The sequence below is a fragment of the Longimicrobium sp. genome (genome assembly GCA_036389135.1).
Taxonomy (GTDB): Bacteria; Gemmatimonadota; Gemmatimonadetes; order Longimicrobiales; family Longimicrobiaceae; genus Longimicrobium.
The window spans coordinates 66849-86382 of the sequence record DASVQP010000063.1 but is presented as its reverse complement, the minus strand read 5'-3'; the positions used below and the strand labels follow the sequence as shown (position 1 = coordinate 86382).

Below are 19534 nucleotides of genomic sequence, written 5' to 3'. Positions count from 1 at the left end.
GATGGCCCGGAGTCCGGCGGATCACCCCTCCCGCGCCGCCACCACCCAGAGAAAGGAGATCGGACGCCCGTCCTCGTATTCGGTGCGGACCCGGGCGTCGAGGGTGCGAAGGCCGGCATCGGCCACCAGGCGCAGGGTGGTGTCCGGAGGATGGCTGCTGGAGAACATGCGGACCCCGAGCCAGTCTTCGTCGATGCCGCGCTCCGCGTCGCTGGTGCCAAACGAGCCGACGAACAGCCCGGAAGGCTTCAGCCACTCCGCGACCGAGGCCAGCAGCGCGCCGTGCTGCGCCCTGGGGAGGTGGATGATGGAGTAGAACGCGACCACAGCGTGAAAGGAGGCGGGCCGGAAGGCGAGCTCGCCCATGTCCGCCTGGACGAACGCCACGGATGGAGCGTGGGTTCGCGCGAGCTCGAGGTTGCGCCACGCGAGGTCGACGCCGACCAGCCGGTGCCGCGCCGCCAGCCGCCGGGTGGTGGGGCCCCCGGCCCCGCATCCCAGTTCCAGCACCGACGCGCCGGCCGGAAACGCGTCCACGACGCGCTCGGTGTACTCCGCGCGCTCCGCCACGCGCACGTGCGCCGCCCATTCCGCATGCCGCTCCGCCGCCCGCTCGTACCCCGCGGCCACCCACTTCTTCTCGTCGTCCATCGCCTGTTCCTCTGTAATCCTGAAGGAGCCGCATCTCCGGCATCGAGACGGCATACGCACAGCGGCGCCGATCCGTTGAACGTGCGGTAGATCCTGCATCAAAAGAAGATCCTTGACCCACCGCCCCGGATGTGCTACGATCGTAGCATGATGCTGCGATCGTAGCACCCCCTGGCCGGAGCGCCGCATGACCCTGCCCTCGGAACTGCTTCTCACCGCGCGCGAGCGGCAGATCATGGACGTGGTGTACCGGCGGAAGCGCGCGACCGCCGCCGAGATCCAGGTGGAGCTTCCCGATCCGCCGGGATACTCCGCCGTGCGCGCCATGCTCGCCAAGCTCACCCGAAAGGGCCACCTGCGCTGCGAGTACGACGGCCCGCGCTACGTGTACCTCCCCACCGTGCCGCGCGACGAGGCGCAGCAGGGCGCGCTCGGACGGCTGGTCAGCACCTTCTTCGGCGGGTCGCCGGTGCGGGCGGCGGCGGCGCTGCTGGAATCCGCGGAGCTGTCCGCCGAGGAGCTGGCGGAGCTGGAGGAGCTGCTCAGGAACGCGCGCGGGGGGAAGAGATGATGCCCGGTGCGGATGCGGTCGTCGCGGTGCTGGCGGGGATGGCGTGGCGGGCGGCGCTCCTGCTGGCCGTCGCGGCGGGCGGGAACCGGGCGCTGCGACATGCCTCCGCGGCCACGCGCCACCGGCTGTGGACCGGGGCCGTGTGCGGCGTGCTTCTCCTCGTACCACTCTCGATACTGCCGCCGCTCTGGCGGATTCCGATCCCCACCATCGCGGCGAGCAGCGCTGCGTTTCCGGCGAGGTTGGACGCCGGTGATTTCGCGCCCGGTTTACCCGCCGGCGCGGTTTCGGCCGGCGATGCGCTCCCGTCCGCGGCGGTGCTGCTGGTGGCGCTGTGGGCGGCGGGGGCGCTGGCGGTGCTCGCCAGGCTGGGAGTGGGCGTGGGCCGGCTCTGGTGGATCGGGGCGCGCGCGCCGCGGCTGGTGGACGCGCGCATGGCCGAGCTCGCCCGCCGCTCGGCCGCGGAGGCGGGAATCACGCGGGAGGTGCGCCTGAGGGTCGGCGCGGCAGGCTCCGTTCCGGTCACCTGGGGAACGTGGCGCCCCACCGTGCTCCTTCCCGGCGATGCGGCGGCGTGGCCCGCGGAGCGGCTCCGCGCCGTGCTGCTGCACGAGCTGGCGCACGCGCGCCGTGGCGACTGCGCGGCGCAGTGGGCGGCGGCGGCCGTCTGCGCCCTGCACTGGTTCAACCCGCTCGCCTGGCACGCCGCGGCGCGCATGCGGCTGGAGGCCGAGCACGCCGCCGACGATGCCGCCCTCGCCCGCACCCCTGCCGCCGACTATGCCCGGCACCTCCTGGCAATCGCCGCATCGCTCCACCGCGCCGACACCCGCGCCGCCGCGGCGATGGCGCGCCCCACGCAGCTTCGCCGCCGCATCGAGGCCGTGCTCGACCCGCACCGCCCGCGCGGCGGCGTTCCGGGGCGGGCGACCGGCGCCGGGTACGTGCTCGGCGCCGCGCTTCTCCTGGCGCTGGGGTTCGTGGGCACCACGAGCGCCCATCCCGCGGACGCATGGGTCGCGGCCGACACCGCCGCGCCGGGCAGTTTCGCGCGCCGCTACGGCGTGACGCTGACGGTCGCCACGGACATCCGGCGGGCGGCGCTGGCGGAGGGGATCGATCCCGAGCTCGCCTTCCGCGTGGTGCGCGCGGAGAGCGGCTTCAGGGAGCGGACGGCCCCCGGCGAGCGCGGGGTAGGGCTGGCGCGCATCCTACCGTCCACGGCGCGGTCGCTGCAGCCGGGCGTGACCGGCGCCGAGCTGCGCGACCGCGGCACCAACCTGCGGCTCGCCTTCCGCTACCTGCGCGCCGCCCTCCGCGAGCACCCCTCCGATCTGCAGGCCGCGCTGGGGATCTACCTGCGCGGCCCGCGCGGCCCCCGGCAATGGGATGCGCAGTACGCCCGCGAGGTGCTGGGCGCGCGGCCGGGGGCGCCCGCTTACGGGGGCAGCGGAGTGGTGCCGTGAGGGCGTCGCGCGCGGCCGCGGTGATGTGCGTCGTCCACGCGCTGGCGTCGGGCTCGTCCGCGCAGGCACGCAGCGTGGCGGTGACTTTTGACGATCTCCCCGCCTCCGCGGCCGACATCACCCCCCGGCTCCTGGCCTCCATCCGGGGGCAGGGCGTGCCCGCGACCGGGTTCGTGAACGAGGCGAACCTGCGCGCCGACCCCCGCGCCCGCACCGCGCAGCTCCGCATGTGGGTGGATGCGGGGTTCGAGCTCGGCAACCACACCTACTCGCACCCATCGGCGCACCGCACCCCGCTACCGCGCTACCTGGACGAGATCGCGCGCGGCGACTCGGTGACGCGGCTCCTGATGGCGGTGCGCGGCGCCCGTCCGCGCTTCTTCCGCCACCCATCGCTCCACACGGGGCGCACGCTGGCGTACCGGGACGAGGTGCATCGCTTCCTGGCCCGGCGCGGCTATCGGGTGGCGCCGGTCACCTTCGACAATCAGGAGTGGGTCTTCGCCATCGTGTACGCGCGCGCAGCCTCGCGCGGGGATTCGGCCGAGATGCGGCGGATCGCGGACGGCTACCTGCGGCACATGGCGGAGTCGTTCGACCACTTCGAAGCGCTGTCGCGGACGCTGTTCGGGCGCGAGATCCCGCAGGTGCTCCTGCTGCACGCCAACCGCCTCAACGCAGACCACTTCGACTCGGTCGCGGCGATCCTCCGCCGCCGCGGCTACCGCTTCGTGCGCCTGGAGGATGCGCTCCGCGACCCGGCTTACGCGTCGCGCGACACGTACACGGGACCCATGGGACTCTCCTGGCTGGAGCGCTGGGCCGCCACGCGCGGGATGACCCTTCGCCAGGCACCACGCCAGCCGGCCTGGGTGGATTCGCTTCATCGCGCTGAAGTCCGGTAGAGCTGGCAACCGGGTGGTGTGCCCGCACGGCCGGCGCGGCTGGGTCACCCGGATCTCCCGCGCCTCAACGTCCACCCTGTCCCGGAGCCGCCATGCCCATCTTCCGCATCACGATCCTGCTGGCGATCCTCTCCAGCGGCGGCGCGCACGCGCAGGGTGTGCCGCGCTTCTTTGCGCCGGGCGTGGTAACGATCCCGGAGGCGACCACGTACCGCCCCACCTTTTCGCCGGACGGGCGCACCGCGATCTATTCGATGGAGGTCAGCGGCGGTTACGTGCTGGTGGAGACGCGGATGCGCGGCGGGCGCTGGGGTCCACCGGAGGTGCTCCCGTTCTCCGGCCGCCATTCGGACGCGGAGGGGGTGCTTTCGCCGGACGGATCGCGCTTCATCTTCGCATCGCGGCGCCCGCGGGAGGGTGCCGCGATGCGCTCCGATTACGACCTGTGGGAGGTGGCCCGCGACCCGACCGGCCGCTGGGGGACGCCGCGCCATCTGGACGGCCTCGCCACGCCGGCGCACGAGCTGTATCCTTCGCTCACGCGCGACGGCACGCTCTACTTCACCCGCAGCAGCCCCGACGGCTCGGACCTGTGGCGCGCGGCCTCGGCGGGTGCGGAATACTCTGCCCCGGAGCCGGTCCGCGAGGTGAACACCGACCGGCGCGAGAGCGGGGTGTTCGTGGATGCGGAGGGCACCATGCTCCTCTTCGGATCGAACCGCGAGGGGACGCTCGGCGGGATCGACCTCTTCGTGAGCTGCCGGGAGGGCGGCGCCTGGGGAGCCGCGCGCCCGCTCCCGGCGCCCATCAACTCCGTGGACCAGGAGAACTCCCCCACGCTGTCGTTGGACGGAAAGACCCTGTACTTCACCAGCAACCGCCGCTCGCCGGAAACCGCCCGCCTCGGCGACGGCGCACGCTACGGCGACCTCCTGCGCCGCCTGCGGCAGCCCGGCAATGGCCTGTGGCACACCTACCAGATCGCCACGCCCGCGCTGTGTCCGTCAGCTCCGTGATGCTTGCCGTCACACCGGCGCCGGCATAGTCGTTGTTCCCGGGCGCCGGCGCTCGATCCCTGGAGCGCTGGACCATCGGCGGAACAATAGTGCCCTTCGCGCGGTTCCACTCTCCGGCGCCACCCCTCGGGCGCCGCCCGCTCATCCTCGTCATCCTCAAAGAATGCCAATCACGGTTCGAACCATCGGTGCCGCCACCCTGTCGCGCATTGTCGCGGTGGTGGCGATTCTCACTTGGATTGCGGCAAGCCCTGGAACAGCGGCCGCGCAGGACGTTCCCGGGGGCACGCGGGTGGATCCCGGGCGCAGCCGCCGCGAGTACACCGCCGACGCACTGAGGGACTACAACCGCTTCACCACCGAGTGGGCCGAGGCATGGCGGCAGAAGGACATGCGCGCCCTGCTGGGGAGGTACTCCGCCAATCCGACCGTCCTCCTGGGTGACTCGGTACTGATCCGGGGGCAGATCGAGCTGCGCAGATTCCTCGAGAAGGAGCTCCCCGAGGGATCGGAGATGCGCCTCAGCATCAACGATTTCGTCGCTGGCGAGGGGCTCAGCTATGCCTCGGGAGCGTTCGCGTACCAGAGTACCCCCGATGCCGCGCCGGCTACCGGAACGTACGTGATGGTGCTTGCGGAGGAGGGGGGCCGTCTCAAGATCCGGGCGCAGGTGTTCACGCCCGCACCGATGCTCACCCCCGCACCTCCTCCCGCCCCGGCGACGCCCTGAGGTTGGGCGCGCGCCGGAACAGCGAGGTCTTCGCTCGACGGCCTGATTCGATCTTCCCAACAGATTCGTTGGCAACGGATCTGTTGGCTGCTGGATGGAAAGCGCAGAGAGGGGTGCGGGAATCATCCCCGCACCCCTCGCCGCTATCTGCCCGCTCGTCGGTTCGGCAACCCCGCACAGATCTAACCGTAGGGGCGTGATTCATCACGCCCTCAGCCGCGGATTCTCCAAACGCGGCGCGAATGCCCATCCGACGCCTGCGGCTGCAGTCCACCAGGAGGGGCAAGGGTGGGCGTGATGAATCACGCCCCTGCCGCGGCAGCGTCACTCCGCGCGGAGGGCCTCCATGGGGTCGACGCGGGAGGCGCGGCGGGCGGGGATCCAGCTCGCCAGCAGGGCGACCGCGGCCAGGAGAATGGGGATGATCAGGAAGGCGAACGGGTCCACGGCGGCCACGCCGTAGAGCGCGCCGCGCATGAGCTGGGCGGCACCCAGCGCTCCAAGGATACCCAGCCCCACGCCGGCGCCCGCCAGCACCGCGCCCTCGCCCACCACGCGTCGCACGATGTCCGCTCCGCGCGCGCCCAGCGCCATGCGGATGCCGATCTCGCGGGTGCGCTGCGACACGGTGTACGCCATCACGCCGTACACGCCCACCGCCGCCAGCACCAGCGCCAGCGTGCCAAACGACCCGAAGAGCGACGCCCACAGCTGCTGCGGCCAGGTGACGTAGCGCCGCACCTCGTCCATGGTGCGCACGTCAAAGGTGGGGAGCGTGGAGTCCAGCGCGCGCATCTCGCGGCGCACGGCGGCGGCGGCCTGGGCGGGGTCGCCCCCGGTGCGCACCACCAGCGCGTAGGTGCGGTTGGGGAGGCGCGCCGCCGGCATGTACAGCTGCAGGCGCGAACGGGGCGTCTGCTCGCCCACCTCCTCGTAGTGCAGGTTGCGCGCGATCCCCACCACCGCGAGCCAATCCCCCTTTTCGTCGGACAGGCGAAGGCGCCGGCCGACCGCGTCGCCGTTGGGCCACAGGCGCTTCGCCAGCTCCTGGCTGACGATGGCGACGGTGGCGGCCGTGTCGCCGGTCTCGGCGGCGGTGAAGGGGCGGCCGGCGGCCAGCGGGGTGCCCAGTGCGCTCCAGAAGCCCGCCGTTCCGCCAAAGAGCTCGCCCATCAGCTCGTCGCCGCGGGCGCGCGGGGCTCCCTCGGCCTCCAGCTCCACCGGCTGGCCGCCGTCGTCGCCGGGGATGGCGTTGGTGGCGGCGGCCGCCTGCACGCCCGGGATGGCGCCGATGCGTTCCACGGCGGCGTTGAGGAAGGCCGCGCGGGCGGCGCGCGGCGAGTAGCGGTCGCCCGCCAGGTAGACGCGCGCCGTCAGCACGCGCGAGGTGTCGAAGCCCAGGTCCGCGCGGCTGGCCGCCACGAAGCTGCGGATCATGAGCGTGGCGCCCACCAGCAGCACCATCGCCAGGGAGAGCTGCCCCACCACCAGCACGCTGCGCAGCCGGCTGCGTCCCCCGGACGCGCCCCGGCCGCCGTCGCGCAGCGTCTGCTGCACGTCGCCGCCGGTGGCGCGCAGGGCGGGGACGGCGCCGAACACCACGCCGGTGACGGCGCTGAGCAGGAATGTGAAGAGCAGGACGGGTCCGTCCACCTCGAAGCGGATCCAGTACGGAAGCTCCTCGGGGATGCGCGATACCGTCCACTTTGTCCACCCTACGGCGATGGCGGTTCCCAGAGCGCCGCCCGCGAGCGCCAGCACCACGCTCTCGGTTAGGAGCTGGCGGAAGACGCGCGCGCGCCCCGCCCCCAGCGCCGACCTCACCGCGATCTCGCGGCGGCGGCCGGCGGAGCGGGCCAGCATCAGGTTGGCGACGTTGGCGCAGGCGATCAGCAGCACGAGCCCCACCGCGCCCAGCATCAGCGAGAGCATCAGGCGCAGCGAGCCGGCGATCATGTCGTCGCGGTACGACAACACCCGCACTCCCCACCCCGCGTTCGTCTCCGGGTACTCCGCCGCCAGCCGGCGCGCGACGGCGGCGAGCTCCGCGTTCGCCTGCTGTACGGTGGCGCCGGGGCGCAGGCGCGCGATCGTGCCCAGGTAGCGCTCGCCGCGCGGCGATTCGGGGTTCGGGGCGAGCGGAGTCCACAGCTCGGCCACCTCGGGAAACTTGAAGCGCGGCGGCATCACGCCCACGATCTGCGCGGGCTCGCCGTTCAGCACCAGCTTGCGTCCCACCACGTTGGGATCGGCGGCGAAGCGGCGGCGCCAGATCGCGTCCGACAGGAGCACCACGCGGGGCCCGCCGCGGACCCCCTCCTGCGGGAGGAAGGAGCGCCCCAGCACCGGCCTGATCCCCAGCAGCCCAAAGGTGTTCGTCGCGACGCTGGCGCCTTCCACCCGCTCCGTTTCGCCCGTCCCCGCTACCGCGACGCTGCGGGTGTAGAAGGCGGCGATCTCCTCGATGGTGCCCCGCGACCCCGCCGTCCAGTCCGCCAGGTCCGCCTGCGACAGGTGGCTCTCGTCGTAGCCCAGCCGCGGGTTGGAGGCGTACAGCGACACCACGCGGTCCGGCTCGTGGAAGGGGAAGGGGCGGATGAGGAGGGCGTTGACCATGGAGAAGACGGCCGTGTTCACCCCCACCCCCAGCCCCAGGCAGAGGATGGCGACCACCGCGAAGCCGCGGCTGCGCAGCAGGGTGCGGATGGCGAAGCGCAGGTCCTGGTAGAGCGATTCCATGCGTCCCCTATTTCGTGTAGAGCGGTTCCCGGTAAACCTTCGGCTAGACCACACTTCCTGAACGAAGCGCCCCGCTCCAACGCCAGCTTCGCGGCACGATCCCGTAGCGCGAAGTGAAGGAGACGGGCTCTCCCCCCCGCGTTGTCCCATCCCATGTTCGATGCACGTTCTGGGGATCGAACGAGCACCCACGAGCCTGGTTCGTCCGAACGGTGGTTCAGGCTTCGCCTCACGTCGCCAGCCATGGACGGACGACTGAACATTGGCTGGATCGCGGTGCGCGGCAGAGATCCTTTCCTTCACTTCGCGCCGGAGACTCGCGTTGACTCCGCTGTCCGTCGCGCGCTCCGTTCAGGAAGTGGTGCTGGGATGCGGGGTCATCACCCGCTCCGTTCGGGAGGTCACTCGGCGCGGAGGGCGACCACCGGGTCCACGCGCGATGCACGGCGGGCGGGGAGCCAGGAGGCGAGGAGGGCGACGGACATCAGCACCGCGGGCGCGCCCAGCAGGAGGGCGGGGTCCGCCGCGGTCACGCCGTACAGCATGCCGGAGGCGAGCTTCCCCACCACGATCGCCAGCACGGTTCCCACCGCCAGCCCCAGCGCCACGACGCGCAGGTTGGCGCCCATCACCAGCTTCACCACCGCCACCCGCGGCGCCCCCAGCGCCGTGCGGATGCCGATCTCGCGGGTGCGCTGCCCCGCCGCGAACGACACCACACCGTAGATCCCCACCGCCGCCAGCACCAGCGCCAGTGCCCCGAGCCCGCCCAGGATCGCCGCGCCGAGCTGCGCCGGAAGGAGGGCGCGCCGCAGCTGCTCGCGCATCGTCTTTGGAGCCGGCACGGGGAGCGCCGGGTCCAGCGCCGCCACCTCGCGCTGCACCGCCCTGGCGAGCGTGGCCGGATCGCCCGCGGCGCGCACGTGGAGCGTCATCTCGGGGTCGTAGCTCTGCGCGAACGGCTGGTAGAGCATGGGAAGCGGGTCCTCGCCCAGGCTCACGTACTTCCCGTCGCGCGCCACGCCCACGACCGTCATGAAGGGACCGCTCGGCCCCTGGGTGCTCACCAGGCGGCCCACCGGGTCGCCCGCGGGAAGGTAGCGCCGCACGAACGTCTCGTTGACGATGGTGACGGGCGGCGAGTCCGCGCGGTCCGCATCGGCGAAGTCGCGGCCGCGCACCAGCGGCACTCCCATCGTCCGAAAGTAGTCCGCTCCGACGATGTTGAAGTGCGTGGGGTGACTCGGCCCGTCCGCCGGCTCGCCGGGGAGGACGAAGCCGGTCTCGCGGCTGTCGCCCTGCAGCGGGAGGCTCTGCTGCAGCGAGACGGACTGCACCCCGGGAAGGTTGCGGACGGAGGCCTGCAGGCGGCGATAGAACTGCGGGCCGGTGGTCTCGTCGTAGCTCCCCAGGCGCAGGTCGACGCTCTGGTTGAGGATGTGCGCGGGGTCGAAGCCGGGATCGATGCTCCCCGCCGCCCCCAGCGAGCGGATGAAGAGCGCGGACGAGCCGAGCAGCACCATGCAGAGCGACACCTGCGCCGCTACCAGCGTGTTGCGCAGCCGTGCCCCGCGCGGCGCCACCGCCCCCTCCTTGATCGCCGAGATCACGTCGGCCGAGGCGGTGCGCACCGCCGGCGCCACCCCGAAGATGAGGGCCGCCAGAAGCGCGCCGCCCAGCGCGAAGCCGAGCACCCGCACGTCCGGCGACAGGCGGATCGCCATCGGGATCTCCGCCGGCACGCGCGACATCACGAACTGGGTGAGCATCATGGTGGCGAGCAGCGCGGCGACCGCGCCCGCCAGCGAGAGGATCACGCTCTCGGTGAGGAGCTGCCGCACGAGCCGCCCGCGCGCCCCGCCCACCGCCATGCGCACCCCCATCTCGCGCCGGCGCGCCACGCCGCGCGCCAGCAGCAGGTTTGCGACGTTGCTGCACGCGATCAGCAGCACCAGCCCGGTGACCGCCAGCAGCGCCACGGCAAAGACCCCGAACTTGTTGCGCAGCTCCACGTTGACGCCGTTGGAGCCGTCCAGCGACAGGCGCACCGGCTCGCGCTGGGCGGGATCGAGCCGGGTGAGCTGCGCCGCCAGCACGCGCAGCTCCGCGCGCGCCTCGCCCTTGGTGGCGCCGTCGCGCAGGCGGCCGCCCACGTAGAGGCTGCCGTGGTAGTCGCGGAGCTGGGTGCCGGTGAGCGGGCCCATCTGCGACATCGGGAGCCAGATCTGCGGCCCGAAGCCGGCGAACGCCCCCGCGAACCCTTCGCGCGCCACGCCCACAACCGTGATCGGCTGCCCGTTGATGCGAATGGTGCGCCCCACCAGCGACGGGTCCGCGCCGAACGCCTCGCGCCACCAGCGATGGCTGACTACCGCTACCGCGCCGTGGGCGGCCACGGTGTCGTCGGCCCGGGTGAAAACGCGGCCGAGGGAGGCGCCCACCCCCACCGTGGTGAAGTAGCTGCCGCCCACCAGCTCGGCGTTTACCTTTCGGTTCCCCTGCGGCGTGTTGAGCGCCGCCTCCAGGTAGCGCTCGCCGAACAGCCCCGTGAGGGTGCTGCTGCGCGCGCTCACGTAGTCGAGCTGCTCGCGCTGCAGGGGCGAGTGCGTGTTGCTGTAGACGCGCACCAGCCGCGTGGGGTCGGCCGCGTCGGCGGGGCGCAGGAGGATTGCGTTCGCCAGCGAGAAGACCGCCGTGTTGACCCCGATCCCCAGCGCGATCGTCAGCACCGCCGCCAGGGTCAAGCCGGGGGTGCGCCGCAGGGTGCGCAGGGCGTAGCGGATGTCCTGGAGGAGCGTGTCCATGGCCTGTCTTTCCTTCGGGGGGAACCCGATGCGCCCGGCGGAACGCCACGCGCCGCGGCGAACACCAGCAAAGGCGAGGACCATGCCCCATGCCCGTCAATCCTAAGTCGTTGCGGTCTACCGCGTTGCGCGAGAGAGTCATTTGGCCCCTGCGCGCCATTGGGAAATACCCGTCCCAAAAACGGACGATTCGGCCGGCGAACGGCTAACAACAATCTCACGCGGAGCCGCGGAGACACGGAGAGAACTTCGCGTGCTCGCCTCTGCGTCTCCGCGCCTCCGCGTGAGACCCTTCTGTTGGGGCACCCGCGCGCCGCGCGGCACGTTTTCTCCATCATGTTTCCGCCCGGCCGAGTGGTGCCGTCCAACCCCCTGGAGGTGTGTGTGCGCGCGACGGTGCTGCTGGTGGAGGACGACGTGGACAGCCGCGCCATCTACGGCACGGTGCTGCGCCATTCGGGGTTCCTGGTGATGGAGGCGGACGACGGCGAGGCGGCCGTGAGGTCGGTGCGCCTGCATCGCCCCGACATCGTGGTGATGGACGCCGGGCTCCCCGGGATGGACGGCTGGGACGCGACGGCCGCGCTCAAGGGCGACCCGGAGACGGCGTCGGTCCCCATCATGCTGCTCACCGTCCACAGCCAGCCCGCCGACCTCGAGCGCGCCGAGGCCGCAGGCTGTGACGCGTACGTGGTGAAGCCGATGGACCCCGCGAGCCTCGCGGAAACGGTGAGGAAGATGATCGCGGAGATGCGGGGGAGGTCCGGGGCGGGCACCGGGGACGCCGGGGGGTGAACACGGACGCCCGCAACACCGGGGGATAAATCCCCCGGCTGGAACCACGGGAAGACCGCTGAAGCGGTCTCGGGGGCCGCCGGTATTCATGCAGCGCCCAGGCAGACGCATGCGATCGCCCCCTCCCCCAGGTAGTTTTTGGGGGAGGGGGCAGCGAGGTGACGAGCGGGGGAGGGGGCCCGCGCGCACTCACGCACTCACGCACTCACGCACTTCACGAGACCATGGACGTCCGCGAGCACGACCTCCCCGGTGTGGGTAAGAAATTCGCGATCACCACCGGCGACGGGGACCGGATGACGGTGATCATCCACAACAGCGGGCACCGCGAGATCTACTTCTTCGAGCGAGGCGAGGATTACCCCGCCTACGCGGTGCGGATGGACGACGGGGAGGCGCGGAAGCTGGGGGCGATCCTCGGCGGCGCCTATTTCCAGCCCGTCGTCGCCGAGTCGATGGAGATGGTGTTCTCGCAGCTCTCGGTGGAGTGGCTGCGGGTCGCCGCCGGGTCGCCGCTGGCGGGGCAGAGCCTGGCCTCGGCCGCCGTGCGCGAGCGGACCGGCGCCAGCGTAATCGCCATCCTGCGCGACGCGAAGGCCCTTCCCAACCCGCAGCCCGACGAGCGTTTCGCCCCGGGCGACACCCTGGTGGTGGTGGGCGACCGCGCGCAGGTGGGGCGGTTCAGCGACCTGCTGCGCGGCCCCGGCGCCTCCGGGTAAGATGCACCACGACTTCCTGCTGGGCGCCGGGGCGCTGCTGGCGGCGCTCGCGGTGGCCGGACTCCTCTTCAACCGGCTCGGGCAGTCCGTCATCCCCGCCTTCATCCTCCTGGGGATGGCGGTGCGGCCTTTCGAGCTGGACACGAGCCTGGTGGACGTGCTCGCTACGGTGGGCGTCGTCCTCCTCCTCTTCTTCATGGGGCTGGAGTTCTCGGTGGGGGCGCTGCTGAGGGACCGCCGGCGCATCATGCGGAACGGCGGGCTGGACCTCCTCGTGTGCTTTCCCGCGGGGTTCGTGATCGGGCTCTGGGTGGGGGGCGGATGGGCGGGGGCGCTGCTGCTGGGAGGCGCGTTCTACGTTTCGTCCAGCGCCATCATCGCCAAGAGCACCATCGAGCTGCGCCGCTCCGCCAACCCCGAGACGGAGGTGGCGCTGGGCGTGCTGGTGTTCGAAGACCTGTTCATGGCCCTATTCCTGGCCGTCCTCTCCGGCGCCGTACTCGCGGACGAGCCGAGCGCCGCCGCCGCGTTGTGGGGGATGGGCAAGGCGGCCGCCTTCTTTGGGGCGGTGGTGTTGCTGGCGCTGTATGCGCGTCCGCTGCTGGACCGCCTCTTCGACCTGGAGGACGACGAGCTCTTCCTCCTGCTGACGGGCGGCATCGTGCTCCTGCTGTCGTGGGGCGCGCTGGCCGCGGGGCTGTCGGAGGCGATCGGCGCCTTCCTCGCGGGGCTGCTGCTGGCCGAGACGGAGCACAAGGAGCGCGCCGAGCGCCTGTTCGGGCCGCCGCAGGGGCTGTTCGCGGCGGTGTTCTTTCTGGGCTTCGGCCTCTCGCTGGACCCGGCCACTTTCGGCGGGGTGTGGGTCCCGGCGCTGGTGCTGGCGGTGCTGGGAGTGGCGCTCAAGGTGGGCGTGGGGATGTGGATCGGGCGGCACGATGGCCTGCCGAAGCGCAACGCCCTGGCGCTGGGGCTCACCCTGGTGCCGCGCGGCGAGTTCTCCATCCTCCTCGCCGGCATCGCCGTGACGGTGGGCCTCGCCGAGGTCGGCGCGACGATCGCGCTCCTGGTGCTCGCCCTGTCGCTCGTCGGCACCGTGGGGCTGCGCCTGGCGCCGGAAATCGCGCGCCGCGTCTACCCCCGCCGCGAGCCGCGCACGCTGGAGGAGCGCGGTTTCCGCCCGGACCTTGCCGGGTTCAACGAGCCCGGCGCCGGCGGGTGATGATGGGTGCGTGATGATGGGTGCGGCACGGGCGATGCGGCGGGGGGTCTCGGGCGCCGGCGCCGCATCGCCGGGGGATGAACCCCCCGGCTGGAACTACGGGAAGCCCACTGAAGTGGGCTCGAGAAACGCGAGATTGGACCCGGAGTCCGCGCAGGCGGACTTTGTGCTGTTGTTGCAGCGAGTTCACTCGCCCGGCCAACCCCCGGCCCGCCCAGGCGCTAGCACGATTCACCCATTGGTGTGAGGTCTATGCCCAGCGATTTTCCGCTCTTCCGCGCGCTCGTGGCGCTCTGCGTGTTCATGGTGGTCGTGGGCATGGGCGGGTCGTGGATCACGGGGCACGAGGCATCCGGCCGCAGGACGCAGGAGCCCGCGAGCAAGGCGGACTCCGCGCCCGCCAATGCCGCGCGCCCGCCAGCCATCGCGGTGGCGCAGCGCGATTCGGGGGCGGGGGGGCTCTGCCGCGTGGATACGGCGGGGATCGCGCTCCCAATGACGGTGCACGAGTCCAGCGGCGTGGCGGCGGGGGGCGGGGTGCTGTGGACCCACAACGACTCGGGCGATCCCGTGCTCGTCGCGGTCGGGATGGACGGGGCGCCGCGCGGGGCCGTGCGCGTGACCGGGGCCACGGTGGAGGACTGGGAAGACGTGGCGGAAGGCCCCTGCCCGGGCGGCCGCTGCCTGTACGTGGCCGACATCGGCGACAACCAGGCGGCGCGCCCCCGCATCACCGTCTACCGCGTCCCCATGCCCGCGCCGGGGGACGCCGCCACGCGCCCCGCCGAGGCCTTCCACGCCACCTACCCCGACGGCCCGCAGGATGCCGAGGCGCTCTTCGTGACGGGCGACGGCGGCGTCTTCGTGGTCAGCAAGGGGGAGACGGGGCCCGTCGCCGTCTACCGCTTCCCGCGCGAGATGACGGCGGGCGCGGTGAGCCGGCTGGAGCGGGTGCGCGAGCTGGCTCCGGCGCAGAGCAAGCGCTCCGACCGCGTGACCGGCGCAGCGGCGTCGGCGGAGGGGTGGGTGGCGCTGCGGACCCTGCGCTCCGTGTCGTTCTATCGCGCGGGCAACCTTGCATCGGGTGCGGCCGCCGAGCCGCTGCGCTTCGACCTCGCGCCGCTCAAGGAGGAGCAGGGCGAGGCGGTGGCGTTCGGGGAGGGCGGGGTGGTGCACCTGACCAGCGAGGGCGTCAAGAAAAAGGATCCGGCAACCCTGGCCCGCATCGTCTGCAACCTTCCGCGCTGAGACCGCAGAAGCTCCATGAAACACATCGTCGCCGCCCTCCTGGGCCTGTTTTCGGCCGGCTGCTGCTGCCAGACGGTCACCACCCCCAACGTGATCCCCGGAAGCGCGCTGGATCGCGGGCGGCAATACACCAGGCTCTTCTACGATGGCGACGCGGACCGGCTCTGGGAGCAGTTCTCGCCCGGGATGCGCCAGCTCTTCGGGACCCCGGCGGGGGTGCGGGAGTTCGCCGCCCAGGTGCGGCGTGACCTGGGCACCGAGCGCCAGGTGCTGGACGAGCAGACGATCGCCTGGCTGGGCCGCGACCTGTACCACCGCGCCGCGTCGTTCACCGGCACCAGCGGCCCGGTGTGGATCGAGTGGACGATGAGCGTCGCCGGCGTCATCGAGGGGTTCGAGGTGAAGCCGGGTGTGCCCGAGGCGCCCACGCGCTTCCTCAACTACACCACGCGCACCGAGCTGCGCCTGCCGTTCACCGGCGACTGGTTCGTGGTGTGGGGCGGGCGCAGCACCTTTCTGAACTACCACGCCGCCGCGGCCGACCAGCGCTTCGCCTACGACTTCCTGGTGGTGCGGGATGGGAGCACCTTTGCGGGCGATGCGGCGCTCAACGAGAGCTACCACTGCTTCGGCCAGCCGATCGTGGCCCCCGCGGCCGGCGTGGTGAGGGCGGCGGCGGATGGGATCGAGGACAACCGCCCGGGCGTGATGAACGCGCGCGAGCCGCTGGGGAACCACGTGGTGCTGGACCACGGCAACGGCGAGTTCTCCTTCCTGGCGCACCTCCAGCGCGGGAGCGTCGCGGTGCAGCCGGGGCGCGAGGTGCGCGCGGGCGAGGTGATCGGGCGGTGCGGCAACAGCGGCAACTCCACCGAAGCGCACCTGCACTACCACCTGCAGAACACGGGCGTCTTCGGCGCCGGCGAGGGGCTCCCGGCGCCCTTCACGAGCTACTTCGCCTACGCGCAGCCGGTGGACCGCGGCGAGCCCACGCGCGGCCAGCACATCCGCCCGCGCTGACCGGCGTCGGTTGACATCCACCCGGCCGGGCGCAGATTCGGGGAACCACGACACACCCGTGGCTCTCTCCTGCGTCTCCGCGCCCGTGCGTAAGACCGCGGTTCGCCGTCCTGGAAGCACACCAAGGCCATGGCCTCCGAAGTCCTGATCGTCCTCGCCCTGCTCGTACTCAACGGCGTCTTCGCCATGAGCGAGATCGCCGTGGTCTCCGCCCGCAAGACGCGCCTGCAGCAGCGCGCCGAGGCCGGCGACCCGGGGGCCCGCCGCGCCCTGGCCCTGGCGGAGGAGCCGTCGCGCTTCCTGGCCACGGTGCAGGTGGGGATCACGCTGGTGGGCGTGCTGGCCGGCGCCTTCGGCGGCGCGCGCCTGTCCGAGCCGCTCGCGCGCTACTTCGCGGGGGTGCCCGCGGTCGCGGAGTACGCGAATGGCCTCGCGCTGGGCCTGGTGGTGCTCGCCATCACCTACCTGTCGCTCATCATTGGCGAGCTGGTGCCCAAGGAGATCGGGCTGGGGCACCCGGAGCGCATCGCGGCGATGGTGGCCGCGCCCATGCACCTGCTGTCGCGCGTGGCGGCGCCGCTGGTGTGGGTCCTCACCTTCTCCACGCGCGTCGTCCTTCGCGTGCTGCGCGTCACCAAGAACACCGACGCCGCCGTCACCGACGCGGACGTCGCGGCGCTGCTGGAGGAGGCCACCGAGTCGGGGGTGATCCACGAGGCGGAGCAGGACCTGGTGGAGCGCGTCTTCTGGCTGGGCGACCGGCGCGTGGCGGACCTCCACACCCCGCGCCACCGCGTCGCCTGGGTGGACGAAGCGGACGACGAGACCGCGGTGCGCGCCAGGATGATCGCACAGCCGAGCGACATCTACCTGGTGTGCCGCGGCGGGCTGGACCGCGTGGCGGGCGCCGTGCGCGTGCGCGACCTGTGGGAGCAGGCCGTCCGCGGCGAGCCGATGGACATCCAGGCGGCGCTCCAGCAGCCGCTCTTCGTGCCTGAGAACACGCGCGCCCTGCACATGCTGGAGCTCTTTCGCGAGAGCCCGGCCGGCGTGGCCGTGGTGGTGGACGAGTACGGGGGCGTGCAGGGGGTGCTCACCCGCGACGACCTGATGGAGGACGTGGCGTGGGAGACCGCCCCCACCGACCCGCACGTGGTGCGGCGCGACGACGGCAGCTGGCTGGTGGACGCGGGGATGTCGGTGGACGACTTCCGCGAGGCGATGGGGCTGCACGAGCGGCGCGATGAGGAGCGCGTCGGCTACCGCACCGTGGGCGGGCTTATCGTCACGCACCTGGGCCGCATTCCGCTCGTGGGGGAGCACGTGGAGAGCGAGGGGCTGCGCCTGGAAGTGGTCGACATGGACGGGCCGCGCGTCGACAAGGTGCTGGTCGCCCCGGCCGCCGGCGCGCCGTAAGAACGGATCATGCACAGCCTTGTCTCCGTCCCAGGAAACGCACTCCCGTTCCCGAGCCGCTACTCGTGACCGAACCCGATCCCGCCCCCTCCGGCAGCGCGGAGTTCTACCGCAGGCAGCTGGACGCGGTGGCGGAGAATGCCACTCTGGCGCTCTTCATCATGGACGAGCACCAGCGCTGCTCGTACATGAACCCCGCCGCGGAAAGGCTCACCGGCTTCCGCCTGGAGGAGCTGCAGGGGAAGGAGCTTCACTACTACATCCACCACACCCGGCCGGACGGGTCGCACTACCCGCTGGAGGAGTGCCCCATCGACCAGGCCTTTCCGCAGGACATGCGGGAGCAGGGGGAGGAGGTCTTCGTCCACAAGGACGGCCACTTCTACCCGGTCGCCTTCACGGCCTCGCCCATCCGCCAGGGCGGGCGCACGGTGGGGACGATCATCGAGGCCCGCGACATCGGCGAGGAGCGGCGCGAGCGCGTGGAGCGCGAGCGGCTGCTCCGCGACCTGGCGGCGGCCAACGAGGAGATGGCGCGCGCCAACCGCGAGCTGCTGGAGCGCGCCGAAGCGGTGGAGCGCGTGCAGCGCCTGGCCCAGGAGGCGCACGCCGCGCTGGACGCCTTCCACGACGCCGCGCCCCTCCCCGCCGGGCTGGTGGATCGCGATCTCCGCTACCGCAGCATCAACGCCGCCCACGCTGCCTTTTACGGCCTGGAGCGCGAGCAGGTGCTGGGGAAGACCCTGCACGAGCTGGTGCCCGCGTACGCCGAGCGCGTGGAGGGCAACTTCCGCCGGGTGCTCGAGACGGGGGAGCCGATCCACAACCTGGAGGCGGTGGTCCCCAGCCTCGCGACCGGCGAGGAGCGGGCCGTGCTCCTCAACTACTTTCCCGTGCGCGGCGCGGACGGGGAGGTGAGCGGGGTGGGGTTCATTGGGATGGACGTCACAGACCTGCACCGCGCGGACCGGGAGCGGCGGGAGCAGGCCACCACGGTGGAGACGCTGCACCGCGTGGGCCAGGCGCTCGCCAGCGAGCTGGGGCTGGAGCGCATCGTACAGGTGGTGACCGACGCGGCCACGGAGCTGACGGGGGCGCAGTTCGGCGCCTTCTTCTACAACGTGGTGAGCGAGCGCGGCGAGTCGTACACCCTCTACACCATCTCCGGCGTGCCGCGCGAGGAGTTCTCGCGCTTCCCCATGCCGCGCGCCACCGAGGTGTTCGGCCCCACCTTTCACGGCGACGGGGTGGTGCGCAGCGACGACATCACCCTGGACCCGCGCTACGGCAAGAACGCCCCCTACCGCGGGATGCCGGAGGGGCACCTTCCGGTGCGCAGCTACCTGGCCGTGCCGGTGATCAGCCGCACGGGGGAGGTGGTGGGCGGCCTCTTCTTCGGCCATTCGGAGCCGGGGCGCTTCTCCGAGCGCAGCGAGCACCTGGCCGTGGGGATCTCGGGATGGGCCGCCGTGGCGATGGACAACGCCCGCCTGTACGAGGCGGAGCACCGCGCCCGCGCGGAGGCCGAGCGCGCCAACCGCGTCAAGAGCGAGTTCCTGGCGACGATGAGCCACGAGCTGCGCACTCCGCTCAACGCCACCATCGGCTACGCGGAGCTCCTCCTGGCCGGGATCCCGGAGCCGATCCCCGTCGCGGCGCAGGAGCAGGTGCGGCGCATCGCGCTCAGCGGACGCCACCTGCTGGAACTGATCGAGGAGATCCTCACCTTCTCGCGGCTGGAGGCGGGGGAGGAGCGGGTGGACCCCGGTCCCATCGACCTCAAGACGCTGTTGCACGAGGCGCAGGCGCTCACCGAGCCGCTGGCGCTGGCCAAGGGGATCGCCTTCGAGTGCCATGCCCCCGCCGAGCCAGGCACCCTGGTGAGCGACCGCCGCAAGCTGCTCCAGATCCTGCTCAACCTGCTGGGCAACGCCGTCAAGTTCACCGACGCCGGCACGGTGCAGCTCACCCTGCTGGAGGTGGGCGGCGAGGCCGTCTTCCGCGTTTCGGACACCGGCCCCGGGATCGCGGCGGAGCACCTGGAAAAGGTGTTCGACCCCTTCTGGCAGGTGCACGCCGGCCCCACACGGACGGCCGGGGGCACGGGCCTGGGCCTGAGCGTCACCCGCCGCCTCGCCCGCCTCCTGGGCGGCGACGTGGAGCTGGAAAGCGAGGTGGGCCGCGGCAGCACCTTCACGGTGCGCGTGCCGCTGGCGTAGGGGGCGCGGGCCCCCT

General features: G+C 72.3%; 15 protein-coding genes. 12 read left to right on the top strand and 3 right to left on the bottom strand.

What is annotated here, in order from left to right; translation table 11 throughout:
* Positions 1 to 21 precede the first annotated feature (21 nt).
* Positions 22 to 651, bottom strand: coding sequence for a class I SAM-dependent methyltransferase (locus VF584_15500; GenBank protein ID HEX8211577.1), 630 nt, complete (start codon positions 649 to 651; stop codon positions 22 to 24).
* A gap of 187 nt (positions 652 to 838) precedes the next feature.
* Here VF584_15500 and VF584_15495 point away from each other — a divergent pair, with 187 nt between their 5' ends.
* The 5 genes from VF584_15495 (at position 839) to VF584_15475 (ending at position 5339) form a co-directional block, all read left to right on the top strand.
* Positions 839 to 1222 (top strand): BlaI/MecI/CopY family transcriptional regulator, encoded by a 384-nt coding sequence (locus tag VF584_15495; GenBank protein HEX8211576.1) that lies wholly within the window; start codon positions 839 to 841, stop codon positions 1220 to 1222.
* Complete coding sequence (locus VF584_15490; protein HEX8211575.1) at positions 1222 to 2688, top strand: M56 family metallopeptidase; 1467 nt, start codon at positions 1222 to 1224, stop codon at positions 2686 to 2688. Before VF584_15495 ends, VF584_15490 begins: the two co-directional genes overlap by 1 nt.
* Positions 2685 to 3593, top strand: a complete 909-nt coding sequence (locus VF584_15485) for a polysaccharide deacetylase family protein (GenBank protein HEX8211574.1) — start codon at positions 2685 to 2687, stop codon at positions 3591 to 3593. The genes VF584_15490 and VF584_15485 overlap by 4 nt, the downstream gene beginning before the upstream one ends.
* 92 nt (positions 3594 to 3685) lie before the next feature.
* Entirely contained in the window at positions 3686 to 4609 is a 924-nt protein-coding gene (locus tag VF584_15480; GenBank protein HEX8211573.1) for a hypothetical protein, read from the top strand.
* A 292-nt stretch (positions 4610 to 4901) separates the two neighbouring features.
* On the top strand, positions 4902 to 5339 hold the full coding sequence (locus tag VF584_15475) for a hypothetical protein (GenBank protein ID HEX8211572.1): 438 nt from the start codon (positions 4902 to 4904) through the stop codon (positions 5337 to 5339).
* 324 nt (positions 5340 to 5663) lie between these two features.
* Here VF584_15475 and VF584_15470 read toward each other — a convergent pair whose 3' ends face one another.
* Complete coding sequence (locus VF584_15470; GenBank protein HEX8211571.1) at positions 5664 to 8078, bottom strand: ABC transporter permease; 2415 nt, start codon at positions 8076 to 8078, stop codon at positions 5664 to 5666.
* A gap of 401 nt (positions 8079 to 8479) precedes the next feature.
* Complete coding sequence (locus VF584_15465) at positions 8480 to 10882, bottom strand: ABC transporter permease (protein ID HEX8211570.1); 2403 nt, start codon at positions 10880 to 10882, stop codon at positions 8480 to 8482.
* Positions 10883 to 11266: 384 nt separating this feature from the next.
* On the opposite strand from VF584_15465, the gene VF584_15460 reads away from it, so the two are divergent.
* From VF584_15460 to VF584_15430, 7 genes are all read left to right on the top strand, one after another.
* A complete protein-coding gene (locus VF584_15460) occupies positions 11267 to 11677 on the top strand; it encodes a response regulator (protein ID HEX8211569.1) in 411 nt (136 codons plus the stop codon).
* 224 nt (positions 11678 to 11901) lie between these two features.
* Complete coding sequence (locus VF584_15455; GenBank protein ID HEX8211568.1) at positions 11902 to 12396, top strand: cation:proton antiporter regulatory subunit; 495 nt, start codon at positions 11902 to 11904, stop codon at positions 12394 to 12396.
* 1 nt (position 12397) lies between these two features.
* Positions 12398 to 13615, top strand: coding sequence for a cation:proton antiporter (locus tag VF584_15450; protein HEX8211567.1), 1218 nt, complete (start codon positions 12398 to 12400; stop codon positions 13613 to 13615).
* Positions 13616 to 13867: 252 nt separating this feature from the next.
* Complete coding sequence (locus VF584_15445) at positions 13868 to 14863, top strand: hypothetical protein (protein HEX8211566.1); 996 nt, start codon at positions 13868 to 13870, stop codon at positions 14861 to 14863.
* Positions 14864 to 14878: 15 nt separating this feature from the next.
* Positions 14879 to 15883, top strand: a complete 1005-nt coding sequence (locus VF584_15440) for a M23 family metallopeptidase (GenBank protein ID HEX8211565.1) — start codon at positions 14879 to 14881, stop codon at positions 15881 to 15883.
* 129 nt (positions 15884 to 16012) lie between these two features.
* Positions 16013 to 17299, top strand: a complete 1287-nt coding sequence (locus VF584_15435; GenBank protein ID HEX8211564.1) for a hemolysin family protein — start codon at positions 16013 to 16015, stop codon at positions 17297 to 17299.
* 65 nt (positions 17300 to 17364) lie between these two features.
* Positions 17365 to 19518 carry a PAS domain-containing protein gene (locus tag VF584_15430; protein ID HEX8211563.1) on the top strand — a complete coding sequence of 718 codons (2154 nt, stop codon included), beginning with the start codon at positions 17365 to 17367 and terminating at the stop codon, positions 19516 to 19518.
* Positions 19519 to 19534: the final 16 nt, after the last annotated feature.

What these genes read in the sequence shown, in the direction of transcription:
- VF584_15500 (HEX8211577.1), bottom strand. Translation starts at nt 651, where the DNA reads ATGGACGACGAGAAGAAGTGGGTGGCCGCGGGGTACGAGCGGGCGGCG.
- VF584_15495 (HEX8211576.1), top strand. Translation starts at nt 839, where the DNA reads ATGACCCTGCCCTCGGAACTGCTTCTCACCGCGCGCGAGCGGCAGATC.
- VF584_15490 (HEX8211575.1), top strand. Translation starts at nt 1,222, where the DNA reads ATGCCCGGTGCGGATGCGGTCGTCGCGGTGCTGGCGGGGATGGCGTGG.
- VF584_15480 (HEX8211573.1), top strand. Translation starts at nt 3,686, where the DNA reads ATGCCCATCTTCCGCATCACGATCCTGCTGGCGATCCTCTCCAGCGGC.
- VF584_15470 (HEX8211571.1), bottom strand. Translation starts at nt 8,078, where the DNA reads ATGGAATCGCTCTACCAGGACCTGCGCTTCGCCATCCGCACCCTGCTG.
- VF584_15465 (HEX8211570.1), bottom strand. Translation starts at nt 10,882, where the DNA reads ATGGACACGCTCCTCCAGGACATCCGCTACGCCCTGCGCACCCTGCGG.
- VF584_15455 (HEX8211568.1), top strand. Translation starts at nt 11,902, where the DNA reads ATGGACGTCCGCGAGCACGACCTCCCCGGTGTGGGTAAGAAATTCGCG.
- VF584_15450 (HEX8211567.1), top strand. Translation starts at nt 12,398, where the DNA reads ATGCACCACGACTTCCTGCTGGGCGCCGGGGCGCTGCTGGCGGCGCTC.
- VF584_15445 (HEX8211566.1), top strand. Translation starts at nt 13,868, where the DNA reads ATGCCCAGCGATTTTCCGCTCTTCCGCGCGCTCGTGGCGCTCTGCGTG.
- VF584_15440 (HEX8211565.1), top strand. Translation starts at nt 14,879, where the DNA reads ATGAAACACATCGTCGCCGCCCTCCTGGGCCTGTTTTCGGCCGGCTGC.
- VF584_15435 (HEX8211564.1), top strand. Translation starts at nt 16,013, where the DNA reads ATGGCCTCCGAAGTCCTGATCGTCCTCGCCCTGCTCGTACTCAACGGC.